Origin of the sequence: Halobacillus naozhouensis, from assembly GCF_029714185.1 — a bacterium.
Taxonomy (GTDB): Bacteria; Bacillota; Bacilli; order Bacillales; family Halobacillaceae; genus Halobacillus_A; species Halobacillus_A naozhouensis.
The window spans coordinates 3,137,316-3,155,458 of record NZ_CP121671.1 but is presented as its reverse complement, the minus strand read 5'-3'; the positions used below and the strand labels follow the sequence as shown (position 1 = coordinate 3,155,458).

Annotated in this window: 11 protein-coding genes; 9 read left to right on the top strand and 2 right to left on the bottom strand. The window is 42.6% G+C overall.

Annotated elements, in window-relative coordinates; genetic code table 11:
* Positions 1-16 precede the first annotated feature (16 nt).
* The 3 genes from essC to essA are packed head-to-tail and all read left to right on the top strand — an operon-like array spanning position 17 to position 7,849.
* Entirely contained in the window at positions 17-4,492 is a 4,476-nt protein-coding gene (gene essC, locus P9989_RS16405) for a type VII secretion protein EssC (RefSeq protein ID WP_283075942.1), read from the top strand.
* A complete protein-coding gene (gene esaA / locus P9989_RS16400; protein WP_283075941.1) occupies positions 4,489-7,386 on the top strand; it encodes a type VII secretion protein EsaA in 2,898 nt (965 codons plus the stop codon). The genes essC and esaA overlap by 4 nt, the downstream gene beginning before the upstream one ends.
* A complete protein-coding gene (essA, locus tag P9989_RS16395) occupies positions 7,367-7,849 on the top strand; it encodes a type VII secretion protein EssA (RefSeq protein WP_283075940.1) in 483 nt (160 codons plus the stop codon). The genes esaA and essA overlap by 20 nt, the downstream gene beginning before the upstream one ends.
* Positions 7,850-7,920: 71 nt before the next feature.
* On the opposite strand, the gene P9989_RS16390 is transcribed toward essA, so the two are convergent.
* Together P9989_RS16390 and P9989_RS16385 are read right to left on the bottom strand one after the other, a co-directional pair.
* On the bottom strand, positions 7,921-9,879 hold the full coding sequence (locus tag P9989_RS16390) for a TRAP transporter permease (RefSeq protein WP_283075939.1): 1,959 nt from the start codon (positions 9,877-9,879) through the stop codon (positions 7,921-7,923).
* An 81-nt stretch (positions 9,880-9,960) separates the two neighbouring features.
* On the bottom strand, positions 9,961-10,974 hold the full coding sequence (locus P9989_RS16385; RefSeq protein WP_283075938.1) for a TAXI family TRAP transporter solute-binding subunit: 1,014 nt from the start codon (positions 10,972-10,974) through the stop codon (positions 9,961-9,963).
* 525 nt (positions 10,975-11,499) lie between these two features.
* Here P9989_RS16385 and P9989_RS16380 point away from each other — a divergent pair.
* From P9989_RS16380 to dsdA, 6 genes are all read left to right on the top strand, one after another.
* Positions 11,500-12,243 carry an IclR family transcriptional regulator gene (locus P9989_RS16380; RefSeq protein WP_283075937.1) on the top strand — a complete coding sequence of 248 codons (744 nt, stop codon included), beginning with the start codon at positions 11,500-11,502 and terminating at the stop codon, positions 12,241-12,243.
* Positions 12,244-12,258: 15 nt separating this feature from the next.
* Positions 12,259-13,212: a sugar kinase gene (locus P9989_RS16375; RefSeq protein WP_283075936.1), complete on the top strand. Its 954-nt coding sequence runs from the start codon at positions 12,259-12,261 to the stop codon at positions 13,210-13,212.
* Between the two features lie 14 nt (positions 13,213-13,226).
* Positions 13,227-13,865 carry a bifunctional 4-hydroxy-2-oxoglutarate aldolase/2-dehydro-3-deoxy-phosphogluconate aldolase gene (locus P9989_RS16370; protein WP_283075935.1) on the top strand — a complete coding sequence of 213 codons (639 nt, stop codon included), beginning with the start codon at positions 13,227-13,229 and terminating at the stop codon, positions 13,863-13,865.
* Between the two features lie 2 nt (positions 13,866-13,867).
* Complete coding sequence (gene dgoD, locus P9989_RS16365; protein WP_283075934.1) at positions 13,868-15,016, top strand: galactonate dehydratase; 1,149 nt, start codon at positions 13,868-13,870, stop codon at positions 15,014-15,016.
* Positions 15,017-15,098: 82 nt separating this feature from the next.
* Positions 15,099-16,457, top strand: a complete 1,359-nt coding sequence (locus P9989_RS16360) for a GntP family permease (RefSeq protein WP_283075933.1) — start codon at positions 15,099-15,101, stop codon at positions 16,455-16,457.
* A gap of 185 nt (positions 16,458-16,642) precedes the next feature.
* Positions 16,643-17,986: a D-serine ammonia-lyase gene (gene dsdA, locus P9989_RS16355; protein ID WP_283075932.1), complete on the top strand. Its 1,344-nt coding sequence runs from the start codon at positions 16,643-16,645 to the stop codon at positions 17,984-17,986.
* Positions 17,987-18,143: the final 157 nt, after the last annotated feature.

Here is an 18,143-nt window from a genome sequence, read left to right as displayed (position 1 = left end):
TCAGGGAGAGAATGTAATGAGTCAATTATATATTTTTCATCAAAATCAATATCAATGTCATCCCCTCCATGACGACCAGGAGTTTCATATGAGTATAGGGGAAAGTGACCAGTGTGAGGTCACTTTACGGGACTTGGAGTTGAATGAAGGTGCGATTACTGTACAAAAAGGCATGCAGGATGGTTATTTAACCATTACCCAGGGCGAGAAACTGCTAGGAAAGCTAGCAGTTAGAGAACATATGACGGTTCCTGCAGGTGCTGATTCATTAACGATTGTTCATACATCAAGCAGTACCTCTGCTGATACTTATTATGTTGGCCAGCAAGACGAGGTGACGGTCGGGTCTCTTGATACTTCCATGATCAAAAAGGATCGTGCTCAAGAAGAAAGCCCTGTTGGATTCAGCTTTCTTCGGAGAAAACGTGGCTGGTTATTAGAAGCCGCGACTACTGAACGTGTATTTTTGAACGGCCATCAAGTAAAAGGGAAAACGAACATTACTGTAGGGGATGTAGTATTTTTCCCTTACATGACGCTAACGTTTACGGATGACGATATGTTGCAGGTTGTTAGTGAAGAGGAGCATCAAAGCAACTTGCCTGCTTCAAAATTGCCTATATCGGAAATGAAAAAACAATATCCACAATACCGTAGAACACCTCGGATGATTTTTGATCTTCCTGATGATAGGGTAACGTTCTCGTTTCCAGGGCAAGAAGGGGACGACAATCAACGCTCGTTATGGCTGATTATTTTACCGCCGCTTGTCATGTTGATTGTCATGGGGATTGTTGCCCTGGTGATTCCGCGAGGTATTTTTATTATCATTTCGATCATGATGTTTACGACGACGTTAATCACATCGACCGTTCAATATTTTAAAGAACGTCGCAGAACAAAAGAAAGAGAAGAGAAACGTCACCGGGTTTATAACAATTATTTAGAACAAAAAAGAGAAGAGTTGCAATCATTACGGGAAAAGCAAAAAGAAGTTCTCTTTTACCATTTTCCTTCATTTGAACGAATGAAGTATTTGACCTCTTACGTTAGTGATCGAATTTGGGAGCGGACGCTGGAAAGTGAAGACTTTTTAGAATTAAGAATTGGTAAAGCCACCGTGCCTTCCAGTTATGAAGTATCGGTAGGATCAGGGGACTTTGCTAATCGTGAAATCGATGACCTTCTTGAGAAGTCCCAGCAAATGGTTCAAGCTTATAGTTATTTATCTAATGTTCCTCTGTCCATCAGGCTTGCTGAAGGTCCTTTAGGCATGGTGGGTAAGAAAAGTATTGTTCGAAAAGAGATCCATCAGCTCATTGGTCAGTTGGCTTTTTTCCATAGTTATCATGATGTCAGGTTCATCACTATTTTTGAAGAAGACGAGTATGAAGAATGGGAATGGGTGAAGTGGCTTCCCCATATTCAACTTCCTCAATCCTTCGCTAAAGGGATGATTTATAACGAAAAAACACGGGATCAGCTGCTTTCTTCGATTTATGCCATGGTTAGGGATCGCGATCTGGATGAAGACAAAAGTAAAAAGATATTCTCACCACATTTAATTTTCATTGTGACGAACCAACAGTTGATCTCAGAACACGTGATTATGGAGTACTTAGAAAGTGAAGCTGAAAACCTTGGGATTTCAATCATTTTCGCGACCGAAACAAAGGAAAGCTTATCCAACCACATTCACACGCTAGTGCGCTATGTGAATGATCGGGAAGGAGAAATATTAATCGAAGAAGGCAAAGCCGCTCATAAGCCATTTAGTTTAGATTCGCATCGCCATGAAGGAAATGAATCTTATGCAAGAATGCTGCACTCACTGGACCATCAGACCGGAATCAATAATTCCATTCCAGAAGTCGTTTCCTTCTTAGATCTGCTGCGTGCAAAGGAAGCGGACCAATTGCCCATTCAGCAAAATTGGATAACCAATCAGTCTTCTAAATCCTTAGCCGTTCCAATTGGATTAAAGGGGAAGGAAGATATCGTCGAATTAAATTTACATGAGAAAGCCCACGGACCACATGGCCTGCTTGCAGGTACAACGGGTTCTGGTAAAAGTGAATTACTGCAAACGTACATCCTTTCGCTCGCTGTGCACTACCACCCACATGAAGTAGCTTTTCTGCTGATCGATTATAAAGGTGGCGGCATGGCTCAGCCTTTCGAGAACATACCTCATCTGCTGGGAACGATTACAAATATAAATGAAAGCAAAAACTTTAGTACGCGTGCCTTAGCCTCGATCAACAGTGAGCTTAAGCGACGCCAGACGCTGTTTGATAAATATAAAGTTAATCACATTAACGATTACACGAACCTTTATAAAGAGGGTAAAGCTGCCGATCCATTGCCTCATTTATTCTTAATTTCTGATGAATTTGCTGAATTGAAGAATGAAGAGCCGGAGTTTATCCGCGAGCTCGTGAGTACAGCGAGAATCGGGCGTAGTTTGGGAGTTCACTTAATTTTAGCTACCCAAAAACCTGGGGGAATTATCGATGATCAAATTTGGAGTAACTCCAGGTTTAGAATCGCTCTGCAGGTTCAGGACGCTAATGATAGTAAGGAAATCCTGAAAAATACCGACGCAGCTGACTTGAAAGTAACAGGGCGCGGCTATTTACAGGTAGGAAATAATGAGATTTATGAGCTGTTTCAATCAGCATGGAGCGGTGCACCATATCAACTAGATACATATGAAGGAGAAGACGAGGTATCGATTGTCACCGATTTAGGTCTCATTCGTGTTTCAAATGTTGAAGCGCCAACTGATCAGAAACCAGCTCGTAAGCTAACTGAAATCGAAGCGACGGTGGAACAAATTTCAAACACCCAAGAAGTAATGGGCATTAGAAAATTAGCAAGTCCATGGCTGCCTCCGCTTCCTGCTAGATTATTCAGGGAAAAAGAAACCGAGCTTGCCGAGGGGCAATTTGCCATCGCCTATAAAGATGAGCCGGAGAAACAAAGCCAGAATCCTTATATTTATGAGTTCATGGATGACGGAAACCTCGGTATTTTCGGGTCTCCAGGCTTCGGGAAATCTACGACAGCGATGACGTTGTTACTTGATTTTGCCAAAACGTACAGTCCAGAACAACTTCATTACTACATTTTTGATTTCGGGAATGGTGCACTGTTACCACTGCGGCAACTGCCGCACACGGCAGATTATTTCCGTTATGATAGTCATAGAAAAATTGAGAAGTTTATGAACTTAATGAAGTCAGAAATCGAACGGCGTAAACAGCTATTTCTCGAAGCAGAAGTCAGTTCCATTCGACTGTATAATCAGCTGGCTGAAGAAAAGCTGCCAACTATTTTTATTACAATTGATAATTTTGATCTCGTTAAGGAAGAATTGCAGGACTTGGAAAATCAGTTCATTCAATTTGCCAGAGATGGGCAGACACTTGGAATCTTTATGGTCTTTACAGCGACCCGAATCAATTCAGTTCGTCAGCCGCTGATGAATAATTTAAAAACAAAAGTGATCCATTATTTGATGGATGCTTCAGAGAAGTATTCATTAGTAGGGCGTACGCCATATGAGGTGGAAGCTGTACCAGGAAGGGCCATTATTAATAAAGAAAAATCGTATTTAACCCAAATATTCCTTCCAGCTCATGGTGAAGATGACCTTGCCGTTCTAAACCATGTAAAAGAGCAAGTTCAGGACATCAAACAAAGCTACCAAGACAGCAAGGGGCCGGAGCCTATTCCAATGCTTCCGACTCGTCTGGAATACGATACCTTTATTGAGTCCTATGTGACGTTACCTGCACGGGATCAAGTAGCGGTAGGGCTGGATGAGGAATCCGTCAAACCGGTTGCGATTGATCTGACCTCACATTGTATTGTGACGGGGCAATCACGTAATGGGAAGACGAATGTTCTCCGCATTATCATCCGGCAGCTGCTATACCAGTCAGTAGATTCGATGGCTATTTTTGACGGAACAGACCGTGGTCTATCTGCCTTCAATAAGGAAGAGAATGTGTCTTATCTTGAAACAAAAGAAAACATTCAGAACTGGCTGGCACATGTGGAACAGCTTCTTTTACAAAAAGAACAAGCATTCTTGAATAAGATTCATGATCATTCAGAGCATGATGATCAACATCATGGACCGATTTATTTGCTTGTGGACAGCATGTCAAGGTTCCATCAGTCGATCGACAGCACGATTCAAGGCAAACTGGCCTCCTTGATGAAGCAATACAGTCATTTAGGTTTCAGGGTGATCGCTGCAGGTAATATCAATGAATTTACGAAAGGCTTTGACCCTTTATCCAATGAATTGAAACAAATTCGTCAGGCCATTCTGCTCATGAAGAAATCAGAGCAAAGTTTATTTACATTACCATTTTCACGAAAAGAAGCCGAAGTACAACCAGGATATGGCTACTATATTTCAAATGGAAAAGAACGAAAAATCCAAATTCCTTCATGTGAGTCAGTAGGAGTGAACGTATGAAAAATAAAGGGAGTACAATAAAACTAGTTATCGTCATGGTGGCAATTCTTGTTTTACCGACGTTGTATTTTAACTACATTGGTGAAAATCCTTTGCAAGAAAGTGAAAAAGCCACGGGGAAAATTGCCTTTGTCAATGAAGATAATGGAACAGAGGTTGCAGGTGAACCTGTAACCTTTGGCCAGGATCTAACAGCGTTAGTGGCGGGTCAGTCAGATTATCAGTGGGAAACGGTAAGTCGTAACACAGCTCAGGAAGGGCTTGCAGATGGAGAATATGACGCTATTTTCCATGTGAAATCTAATTTCTCTGAACATGTGATGTCCTACAAAGAACAGCAGCCGACAAGGGCTTCAGTCGATTACCGGATTCAGCCGAATTTAGAAGTGAAGAATCAGGAAGAGGTAAAGAATGCGTTAGAATCTGCCGGAAAAACTATCAACGCAGAAATTTCTTCTTTATACTGGAGTAGTGTTTCACAGGAAATTGCCGATCTCCGTGAGAAGTTCGATACTATTGTGGAACGCGAAATAGCTTTCCAGGAAACCATGTACAACTTTTATTCACCGAATTCGCAAGATATCGCCCAAGAAATTGAAAGACAGCGAAATATGCTCAAGGATTTATTTTCTACCGTAGAAACGGCAGAGAGCACTTCTTCCAGTTCACTAGAATCTTTACAAGCGACGGAAGATCGGGTGAAATCATTCTTAAATAACGTGGAACGTTATCAAGAATATCAAGAGCAGCAAAAACAGTTATTCTTAGAAACGAACAATAAAAATATTCAACTGGTTCAGAACAAAGGAGATACCCTTAACGCAAGTTTGCAGGAGGGAGTTCAAACTGTAGGGCAAGAGATTCTTAGTGAACGGCTGACTACGAAGGAGACGGGATTGCAGGCTAATGTTTCTTCTGTATCTTCTAATCTAGGTTCGCTATTACAAAGGAACCAGACCTTGCAAAATAGTTTTGGTACTGTTCAAAGTAATGTGGACCAAATGCAGAAGTATATCAAAGCACAGGAAGAGCTCTTAATAAAGAAAGAAGAACTCATTACGAAGCAGCAGGAGATTCTTACAAATGTTAATAAGGAAGTTAATAATGCGGTTAGTAATCTCGAGGTTAAAAGGAATGAACTTAGGCAAGAGGTTATAAATACTTACTCAAATGTTCTGGATAGTTCCGGTTCTGATTCAGAGAAACCGGAACCCCCTGGCGATTTTACTCCAACTCCTCCAGACAGTTTACCTGAAGGCGGGGATCAAGCCCTGCAACAGATTAAACAGATGCAGGGTATCCTGACCACTCTTGAACAAAACTTGGGTTACTTTGCACCAGGAAAAGAGCAGCCTCCGGAGGATCATGATGTCTGGAGCGGTATTCTAACTAATATTGAAACTTTAAATACTAAACTTGCCAAGGTTGATCAAAGTGTAGGTAATAGTAATTCCGCGAAACTTAAAGAGAATTACGAGAAGCTATTCAATCAATATACATCTTTAGTGAATCAGTTAGCTGAGATGCCGGACGATTCAGGGACACTAGTGGAAATGAACAAACTGGTTAATGTCACGGTAGAAGAGGTCTTGGCTAAGGATCCATCTTTAGAAATCGCGGGAGTAAGTGGTAACCATAGTCCGGTAGCTCTTGCTTCATACTATGGCTCGCTGACAAGGTATTCTGAACACCTTGATTATGCTTCTAGTATGAAAGTCATTGCTGATCAACTTGAATCTTTACCTGAGGAAGAAAAACCTGAGAACCCTGAGGTAATTGCCCCGAAAGAAAACATTATCGACGAAAACTTAAGCAGCGTAGAACAAGGCTTAACAACAGTCGAAGATGGATTATCAAGCTCAGAAGAAAATGCAGATAAAATTTTATCTCAAATGAAAGAGTACGATGCAGCTATAAAAGAACAGCAAGAACAAATGAGAGCTGCCCTTGCTAACATCCAAGAAACCGGTCAGGAAATCACCGCTTCGATTCAAGAGGACATTGTCCAAATCGAACAAGACCCTCCGCCGATTGAGCAATTGAGAGGGGAAATCGTTCTTGAAACGCGACAGTCTACAGTAGGTTCTGTTGATCAAATTGCTGAACTCGTAAATTCTCTGTCAGAAAGACAGTCTACTGTTATTGAATATACTGGGAACCTGCAAGAACAGATTGGGTCGGTGCAAGAGCGTGCGGATACGCTGAACTCGAAATGGGCTACAAACGTGAATGCTACGCAAATGGTTGAAGAAGATGTGAATGATATTTTGGATAATACGATGGTGGACGGCCAAGTTAACAGTTATGTGTACAATTACTTGTCCACTCCTGTGAATGTAGTAGGATCTGCAACAGATGAAGCGGAGGAAACACCGGTTTCTCCTGTAGTGATGTTGATTATTGTATTGATCAGTGGGTTAATCATTGGATTTTTCGTCAATTATTATTCCGGTGTCCCTGCATTGGTTAACTTGTCTCTATTCCTGCTGCTAAACATTGCTGTAGGGTTAATTATCAGTATCTACGGGTTAAATATTTATTCCTTAGGAGAGACCGAATCTATCAAGTGGACAGTATTCACAGTATTAGTGTTGTTTATGTGTTCCAGCTTAGTTAGATTGGCCTTTTCTGTAGGACCATTCCTTGGTTGGTTTACCGGCATATTGTTAGTGGTCTTTTTCGTCACACCGTTATTAAATGTGATTTTGCCTAACTTTAGTATTAGCCATCCTGTTGCTGAGGTATATATGTCGATTCAATATGGAGACCAATCAAGTTTTTATCCGGCAGTCATTGTGCTGGCTTTGATTACTGTATTGGCTGGAGCTATTCCTTATATCGTGAAATACCTTCATAGTAAAAAGGAAGAGACCGATGACATTCAAGAAGCTTAATCTATTTTTGCTAATGGTGGCTGCAGTATTCTTCCTGCCGCCGGTTGTGAATGCAGACGAAGGGGAATTAAATATTGAGCCTCATTATTATGAAGAAAAGAGAATTATTTTAGAGATTGATCGTCATTCGGACGATCAATCTCAACGAATTGAATCTTTGCCCGAGGAGATTATGAATCTTACCTTTGATAGTGGGGGCAAAGCTACTTATCAAGAAATAAAAAACATTCTCTTTTCCAGCAGTAATACAGAGGATGATTCGATTAAAGGGAAAGCTAGTCGGCTTGATTTATTTACAGCAGCCGAAGAAGACGAGAGCAGCAGTTTATCAGGAAAAGTCGAAGCCGATACAGCACAAGGAAATCAACTTGGCCTTTCCATTTTACTTGGTCTGATTGTTCTACTGCTTGTTTTTGCCTTATTTTTTCTACTGCTTCCGCGCATGAAGGAGCAAACGAATTGAAGTAAAAAACAGGGACTGTTCCATAAATTCGGAACAGTCCCTGTTTTTTACTGTCTATGAAATGATACACATTATGAGGTAGTCGCTTCCTGTGGTCCAGGTCCGTCCTTCTTGTTGCGGGCAAATTGTATAACTGCCACTACACCGAAGATAGCTAGACCGACTAGTGAGATCAAATAGGCAGGATAGACGAGCAGCAATCCGCCTGCAAATAAGAGAAGTCTCTCAAGCCAGTTGACTTTGCTGACAAAATGGCCAATCATCGCTGCACTGATACTGGCCATACCGAGTAATGCAGTGACGACGGCAATCGACACGTTTAAGACGTTTGCATCTCCCTGTAAGAGGAGGATCGGCTGGGAAACAAAAACATATGGGATAATGAAAGCGGCAATAGCCAGCTTGACGGCTGTGACCCCTGCCTTCATCGGGTTCGCCCCTGCGATACCTGCGCCTGCGTACGCGGCTAAGCAAACTGGTGGAGTGATATCCGCCACAATCCCAAAGTAGAATACAAACATATGAACAGCAATAACTGGGACATCAAAGGCTAATAAAGCAGGTGCCGCCATTGTAGCTGTAACAACATAGTTTGCTGTTGTAGGAAGACCCATACCCAAAATGATACACGCAATCATCGTAAAGAACATAACTAAGAAGAATTGTCCTTGAGCAAGATCGATAATTCCACCTGCAATTTTAGGTCCTAGACCCGTCGTAGTTACGGTTCCTGCAATGATCCCTGCAGTCGCACAGGCAGCGATTACAGGTAGTGCAGTTCGAGCACCTTCTTCTAGCAATTTAATAGTACCTTTTAAGGACATCCGTGTTTCTTTACGGAAAAAGCTAATGACAAACGCAGTACCTATTGCAAATAACGCTGCATAGGTTGGAGTGTATCCAACAAGAAGAAAACCTATAATGATAACCAGCGGTAAAAATAGGTCAATTCGCTTGGCCAAATTTTTGGTTTTCGGAAGTTCCTCTTTTTTAAGACCCATAATGCCTTGTTTACGAGCTTCGAAATGTGTGCCTAAGAAGACGCCGGCAAAATAAAGCACGGCAGGAATAATGGCGATCACAATAATTTCATTATAAGGAATCCCTGTATAGGAGGCCATGATAAATGCAGCAGCGCCCATGATCGGAGGCATGATTTGCCCGCCGGTGGAAGCAGAGGCCTCAGATGCCGCCGCAAAATGCGGTTTAAACCCTGCATTTTTCATCATTGGAATCGTAAAGGAGCCAGAGCCAACCGTATTGGCTACAGAACTACCGCTAACCATACCTTGCAAGCCACTGGCTGCTACAGCCGCTTTCGCTGTTCCTCCCGTATAGCGTCCCGTTAATCGTAAAGCGATATCGTTAAAGAATTGTCCGATATTTGTTTTAACCAAAATGACACCAAAGAAGAGGAATAAATAAATATAGGTCGATGAAATTTGGATCGGAATACCAAAAATAGAACTTGAGCTGTAAAACATCTCAGTGGCCAGTGTTGGCCAATCATAACCGGCATGTCCGATGACAGGAATATATTGACCTAACAATCCGTACAGCAAGGCAACGATCGCAATGATGACGATCGGGAGCCCGACTACTCGACGGGTTGCTTCTAACAATAGAATGATACCTGCTGTAGCGACAATTTGATCGAGATAGGTAAAACCAAAAATGATTGCTTCATTAATCAATCGTTCATAGTTATAAATAATATAGTAGTTAGTAAATAACGCGGCGATTGCTAAGAGTGCATCATACCAGGGAACACCGCGGTTTTTGGTCATAGAAGACTTGATGGGATATAAGAGATAGACCAGACATAGGGCAGCCCCCAAGTGAATTGCACCCTGAATCATAGATACATAAGCGCCTCTAAACGCTGTGTAAAGTTGGAATATTGTAAGAGCTCCGCCGAGAATTAGCGTAATCCATCCCCATGCTCCTAAATTCGTACGAAATGCACTTTCTTTATCATATTTGGCCATCAATTCATGTTTGTCAATTTCTTTGTTATCGTGTGCAGCCATGTTCAACCTCCATTTCACTGTAAAAAATAGTAGTGAGGTGAAAGAACCGGACATCGTGTCCGGTTCTTGCGCCAACTACTATTATTCGATAATTCCTGCCTCTTTAAAGTACTTCTCAGCACCTGGGTGAAGCGGAAGATCTTTAGCACCTGTTAATGCGCTGTCTTTAGTTATTAATTTAGCTTGGGCGATCGTCATTTCACCGGCTTTTTCATAAAGTGTCTTTGTTAACTTGTAAGCCAAATCTTCACTAACCTGGTCTTTAGAGGCTAGTAGTAAAGCCATAGCTGTAACGGTTTGGACGGGCTCCTCTTGCCACTCATAAGTTCCTGGTTCTACTGTATAAGCCTCGTATTGACTGTTCTCTGTTACTGTTTTTAGGGCTTCTCCTTCAATATTCAGGAATTTAACTTCTCCTGTTGCTGCAGCCAGCTCATCTGTAGTGGAAGAAGGGACACCGACTACCGCGAAGGAAGCATCAATTGTACCGTTTTGCAGTTTACTTTTCGCGTCGCCAAATCCTTCTTCGTAAGCTGTATAGTCGCCTTCTTCAATTCCATATGCTGAAAGAACCAGCTCTGCTGCTTCACGAGTTGCTCCGCCTGGAGGCCCAATGGCAACACGCTTGCCTTTTAAGTCTTCAATTGACTCGATTCCCGTTGAATCCAGTGTAACAACTTGCAATGCTTCAGGATAAAGAGACCCAATAACACCTACATTATCCATTTCTTTTCCTTCAAATTCTCCAGTACCTTCTGTTGCGTTGATCATGGTTGTATTTTGGGCAATTCCAAGCTGGAAATCACCTGCTTGAATCTTAGCAATATTTTCAACAGATGCCCCTGATTCTACAGAGCTCACGTCAAACCCTTCAACATCGATATTATCTGCCCAAAGGTTTGCCATTTCTCCACCTAATGGATAATAGACGCCGCCAACACTACCTGTCCCCATGGTCAGGTTTGTCATGGCTTCCCCGCCATCACCGCTATCAGTACTGCCGGAGCCGCCGCCATTTCCACTCTCGCCGCAGGCACTCAAAATCATGCCGATAGCTAAGAATAATACTAATGAAAACAATGTTCTTTTCTTCAAAAGAATTCCCCCTTAATTTATTTTTTTCATATTTAAATCATATTGGCTGCTCATCAACCAATATGTTTAAAACAAAAGCACCAATGCTTTCAAAAAAGAAAGCGTTTTATTTGTATTCTACCTTTAAACTAGGAAAACTACAAGGTACGAACGGAATAGAAGTAAAGTTCAAAATTGTTCACCTGTTCTGCAAGGAGGGATTTGTATGGCTGGGGAAGTAAGCAGAATTTGTTCTCTATTCATGCTTTACTATAATACGAGTCTTTACGTTAAATTATAACGTGATTAGGAAAAAAGTCCACCCTGAACTGGGGGGGAATATGAGGCATGATAGAAATCCCCCATATGCAAGGACTAAAGATTGATAATTTAATATATGAATAGAGTCAAATTTCAAGATAAATCATCAAAAAGACATAAAAAGAAAATGATTGATTGATGAAAGCGTTTTATTGTGCTAGTATAAATTGAGATTCACATATAGAAATCAAATTCACATATATGAATTTTGGAAGGTGTAAAGAAATGACGGTTAAATCGGCAGATCGTGTTATTCATATTCTGGATTTACTGAAGGATTTTCCAGCGGGGTTAACCCTTAAAGAAATCGCTGGTAGGCTTTCTTTGCCTCAGAGCAGCACATTCCACTTGCTCCAAACAATGGAAGCTAGGCGTTTTTTATCTTTGACAGACCGAAAAATGTACAAACTTGGGCCGAAATTAATCCAAATCGGCACGAGAGCGCTTGAGACTCTGGACGTCAATGCTGAAGCCCAGCCTTACCTTCAGGAATTAATGGAAAAGGTAGAAGAGACTGTTTTTATGGCAATTATGTTGGAGCAGGAGCTTGTCTACGTGGCTAAGGTTGATAATTATCGTTCTGTGAGAACGAGTGCCCAGATTGGGATGAGGAAGCCGATGTATTGTACCGGTCTTGGTAAAGCTTTTCTAGCTTTTCTGCCAGCTCCAGTCACAGCTAACCTCCTTTCGGAAATGGATATGCCTGCGATCACGAAAACTACCGTTACCGACCGGGCCCAGTTGAATAAACAACTGACAGAATTTCGTCAACAGGGTTTTGCTATTGACGATGAAGAGAATGAAGGTGGCCTGTATTGTTTGGCTGCTCCAGTATTCAATGCAGCAGGAGAGATGGTGGCAGCTATTAGTGTTGCAGGTCCTAAAAATCGAGTATACCCACGTCAAACAGATATTGTGGAAGAGCTGTTATCAACGGCCAGGGCAATCTCTGAGCAGACAGGCTTCTAGGAAGGAGGGGTCAATATGGACGTTATTACATTAGGGGAAACAATGGTATTATTTACCGCTAAATCTTCAGGATTGATGCGCTATGCTGGTGATTTTTCTTCAAAAATAGCCGGCGCTGAATCGAATGTGGCCATCGGTTTATCAAGACTTGGCCATCAGACTGGCTGGATTAGCAGGCTTGGAAGTGATGAGTTCGGTGAAAGAATTCAGTCCTTTATTAGAGGAGAAGGTGTTGACGTCAGTCAGGTTACGTTTGACGATACAGCGGCAACAGGGTTGTATTTTAAGGAAAAATTAACAGCCAGCGAGTTAAGGCTGAAATATTATAGACGTGATTCAGCCGCAAGCCGGATGTCAGCTTCTGATCTGGATGAAGACTATATTTCTCGTGCTCAGTTCCTGCATGTCACAGGCATCACTCCTGCACTTAGTGAGCACTGCTATGAAACCGTTTTAACAGCTGTTGAATATGCGAAAAAGAATAACGTAAAGGTCGTTTTTGACCCGAATTTACGACGAAAACTGTGGAGTGAAGATCGGGCAAGATCGGTTCTGCGTGAATTGTCGGCACTGGCAGATATTGTGCTGCCGGGAATAGACGAGGCCGAATTTATTTTCGGAAAATCAACCCCCGAAACGTTAGCTAAATCATTTTTCGATCTTGGACCGGCTACCGTAATTCTGAAACTCGGTAAGAAAGGGGCCTATGTTTTTTCAGAGGAGGAAGAAGGCTTTGTCGAAGGATTTCCTGTGGAGCAAGTAGTTGATCCAGTTGGAGCTGGAGACGGCTTCGCGGCTGGGTGTTTATCAGGGCTGATTGAAGGAATCAATGTAAAGGAGGCCGTCAGGCGCGGGAATGCGGTTGGTGCTATAGTCACGATGGCTGACGGAGATGTCGAAGGGTTACCTGAGAGAGATAGACTAATAGGATTTATCAACAAAACGGATAAAGAGGATGTTGAAAGGTAAGGAGGCTGGCCAATATGGCTGAAACATTACAGCGAATGATGGAACACAAGCTTGTTGCCGTGATACGCGGGGCAGAAGGCGAAGAAGTCCTGCCCATTGCAAGAGCCCTTCACGACGGAGGCATTCACATCTTGGAAATCACAGCGGATACACCGCAGGTAAGCGAATTGATTAGAAGTGTGAACGACGAATTTAGCGATGAAGTGATCGTAGGAGCAGGTACTGTACTAGATCCTGAAACGGCAAGGGCGGCGATCATGGCAGGAGCTCGATTTATTTTTTCTCCAACTGTAAATCGTGACACGATTCAGTTGACAAAGCGCTACGGAGTCGTAAGTATTCCTGGGGCGATGACACCGACCGAAATTTTGACAGCGTATGAACACGGTGCTGACCTGATTAAAGTGTTTCCGGCTGGAACGGTGGGACCGGGCTACATAAAAGATGTTCATGGTCCGTTTCCTCATATCCCATTGATGCCAACAGGCGGCGTTAATTTGTCAAATATTCGTGAGTACTTTGAGAAGGGTGCTGTAGCTGCAGGACTTGGGGGTTCCCTTGTGAATACGAAGCAGCCAATGAATAAAGATGCTTTAGAAGATATCACTGAGAAGGCTCAACAGTTTGTAAAAGCGATAAAGGATGTGCAATAGTCATGAAAATTACTGATTATAAACTCTATCAAGTGCCGCCACGCTGGCTGTTTTTGAAAATCGAAACAGATGAAGGAATTAGTGGCTGGGGAGAGCCGGTGGTTGAAGGCCGTGCCCATACGGTAGCAGCTTGTGTTGAAGAGCTGATGGACTACTTAATTGATCAGGATCCACGTAACATTGAGGATCATTTTCAAGTGTTATACCGTGGTGGCTTTTACCGTGGAGGGCCGATTCTGATGAGTGCGATCTCGGGTATTGAGCAAGCACTCTGGGATATAAAAGGTAAGTTCTACAATATGCCTGTTCATGAAATGCTCGGAGGTGCTGTCAGGAAGGACATTCAAGTCTACTCCTGGATCGGCGGTGATCGTCCGCAAGATGTTGGTGCGGCAGCGAAAGAAAAAGCTGAAGCCGGATTTGCGGCGATTAAGATGAATGGAACTGAAGAAATGAACTATATTGATAGTTATTCGAAGGTAGATGCAGCTGTGAACCGAGTCGCTGCCATTCGAGAGGCTGTTGGAAATGACTTTGGGATTGGAATTGATTTTCATGGCCGTGTTCACAAAGCTATGGCTAAAATTTTAGTGAAAGAACTTGAACCATACCGCCCGATGTTTATTGAAGAGCCGGTACTCGTTGAAAACCTTGAGGCATTTAAAGAAATTGCCAGCCATACGACCACTCCAATTGCCACGGGCGAGCGTAATTATACGCGCTGGGGATTTAAACAAATGCTGATGGATGGAGTTGTAGATATTATCCAGCCGGATTTATCTCACACCGGAGGGATTCTTGAAGCTAAAAAAATTGCAGCGATGGCGGAGACATTCGATGTGGCTGTGGCCCCGCACGCACCGCTTGGTCCGATTAATCTGGCCGCTTCTCTACAGGTCGACGCTTGCACACCGAACTGCATTATCCAGGAACAGAGTCTCGGTATTCATTACAATAAAGGAAGCGATCTGCTGGACTACCTGGTTGATCCCACGGTATTTGAATATCAGGACGGAGCAGTCAAAATGCCAAAAGGCGCTGGTCTTGGCATCGAAATTAACGAAGAACGTGTGAAAGAAGCATCCGAAGAGGGGCATCAATGGAAGAATCCGATCTGGCGTCATAAGGACGGTACTTTCGCAGAATGGTAAATGGGAGGAATCCGGACTTCAACAATCGGATTCTATTAGATGAAAATATGAGGTTACAAACCAATGAAGGAGGAGAAGTTATATGTCTACAACTGGGTTGATTTTACTGGCAGCTTTTGGTGTCGCATTGCTATTATTCCTAGTTATCCGCGTAAAGTTACAGGCATTTATTGCATTAATTGTTGTTAGTTATATTATTGGTCTTTTAGCTGGGATGAGCCCCACTGAAGTATTTGAAGCCGTAGCTGCAGGTATGGGAGGAACCGTCGGTGAGATTGCGGTCATTATCGGTATCGGTGCCATGTTTGGTGAAATATTGAAAGTTTCAGGTGGTGCTGAACGATTAGCACTGACGCTGATGAACAAATTTGGCGAAAAACGCGTAAATTGGGCTTTAGTACTAACTGGGTTTATTATTTCGATTCCTGTATTTCTAGACGTAGCCTTTGTAATTTTAGTACCTATCTTATACAGTTTGGCACAAAAAACTGGTAAGTCATTGCTGTATTACGGTATTCCGCTGCTCGCCGGTTTAGCGGTTACACACAGTTTCGTGCCGCCTACTCCTGGGCCGATCGCGGTAGCTTCCCTATTAGGAGCGAATATTGGCTGGGTCATTCTGTTTGGTTTGATGGCCGGTATTCCAGCAGCTATTCTTGCCGGACCTGTTTTTGGGACGTATATTTCTAAAAAGATCCATGTTGAAGTACCGAAAGTGATGCTGCAAAATATGGCGGAGGAAGCAAAAGGAAAGCAATATGATAAAGAGCTTCCTAGTTTCAGCATGATTGCTGTTCTTATTCTATTACCTTTAATTCTTATTCTATTAAACACTTTTGGTGGGGTAATGCTGGCAGAGGATAGTACATTACTAACCGTGCTTACGTTCATCGGTAACCCTGGTGTGGCGTTGACCATCACTGCATTACTGACTTTCTATCTACTAGGAACACGCCGTGGATATTCTAAAGAGGAAATTCAAGAAATTGCGACGAAATCATTGGAGCCTGCTGGTATTATCATTCTAATTACCGGAGCGGGTGGCGTCTTCGGACAAGTGCTAGTTGAAACAGGAATTGGTGATGTTTTGGCAAATTCGATGAATGACTTGAACATGCCAATTATTGTATTTGCCTTCCTTGTTGCCTCAGCTGTACGAATTGCTCAAGGTTCAGCGACCGTGGCGATGGTAACAGCAGCAAGTTTAATCACTCCAGTGATCGATTCACTTGGAATTGGCGGTCCGATGCTTGCACTTCTAGTTATTACCATTGCATCAGGAGCGACAATTGCTTCTCACGTGAATGACTCAGGCTTCTGGATGGTGAACCGATTCTTCGGAATGTCCGAGAAAGATACGTTGAAATCCTGGACAGTTATGGAGACGATCATTGCCTTTGTTGGTTTTGGAGTGTCATTGATCATTAGCATGTTTATCTAAGCACAATTGATAAAAGCAAGGCCTGAACACCCAACGTGTTCAGGCTTTTTTTACTGAAAAACCATCCAATTACTGGATGACCTGAGGTGGTAATGTTTGGAACCAAAATCATGTATATGTGTTAAATCAGTACCATAGGGGAAAAACAGTAGTAGAAGTTGAGGTTTAGTTAGGAGGCGTTATGATTGGATCAAGTGACGATACTAGGAAAATCACTACAAGAATGGAAGAATGAATTACCCTTACTAAGTAAGATCATGGAATTAGAACCGGTGTTATGGAGTAATACAGGTTACAAAAAGATGGACCAGGTTCCGCCATTTTCAATCAGCAAAGCAGATATATATGAGGCAGAACAGCTGTGGAGGCGCTTTGCCCCCTTTCTTAAGAAAGCATTCGGTGAAACAGACGCTGATGAAGGTACCATAGAATCACCCATTCGCGGCATAGACAACATGGGGAAAGCAATGGGAGAAGAGTATAAAAAACATTTCGAAGGGAATTTATACTTAAAATGTGACCATGAGCTGCCGATCTCGGGCTCCATTAAGGCTCGTGGAGGGGTTTTCGAGGTGTTGAGTTATGCAGAAGAGCTTGCCTTGGAAAATGAATTCATTTCGAAAGATGATAATTATGAGGCATTTCTCGAACCGGAGATGAAGCAATTTTTTAGTCAGTACACAATAGGAGTAGGTTCAACAGGTAACCTGGCTTTAAGCATTGGGACGATCAGTGCGAAGCTTGGGTTTACAGTCCACGTGCACATGTCTGCAGATGCAAAGCAGTGGAAGAAAGAGCTGTTGCGCGAAAAAGGGGCGCATGTTTTTGAATATGAAGGAGATTTTAGTGAGGCGATCACGAATGGTCGTAGCCGAACTATCGAAAACCCTAAAGGATATTTCGTGGATGATGAAGATTCTAAAGCTCTGTTCTTAGGTTACAGCGTCGCTGCGTTAAGGCTGAAGCAGCAGCTCGCTGAAAAAGGAGTGTCCGTGGATGAAGAGCATCCGTTATTTGTCTATTTGCCCTGTGGGGTAGGTGGTTCACCTGGCGGGATTACGTTTGGATTAAAGCACGTATTCGGGGATGCTGTCCATTGCTTTTTCGTGGAACCTACCCATTCGCCGTCTGTTTTACTTGGGTTGATGACCGGTAAGAATGAAAAAATCTGTGTCCAGGACTTTGGTTTAGATAACCGCACGGAAGCAGATGGCTTAGCAGTTGGACGTCCTTCACGTTTTGCCACGGAAATAAGCAGTTACCTGGTTAGCGGACTGTACACAATTGAAGATGATGAACTTTATAAATTATTGACATTACTGTCAGACAGTGAAGCAATTGATATTGAACCTTCGGCAGCCGCGGGGCTTCTTGGACCGCTCTTACTAAAAGAGTTTGCCTATATTAGAGATCATAACCTGGTGAAAAAATTGCCCCAAGCTACCCATATCAGCTGGTCTACTGGCGGTTCCCTCGTACCTGAGGCAGACAGGAACAGATTTTATCAAAAAGGCAAATCACTGCTGTAAGCAAGAAGATGAAAAAATCTAATAAATCCAAATAATCCCACCTCAGGTCATCCAGAAAATGGATGACCTGAGGTGGTTTTTCTTGTATCCCTTTATTATCCTTTCCGACCTGTTATTTACTAAGTTTTTTCTATTGACGTGTGTAATAATCGCTAAT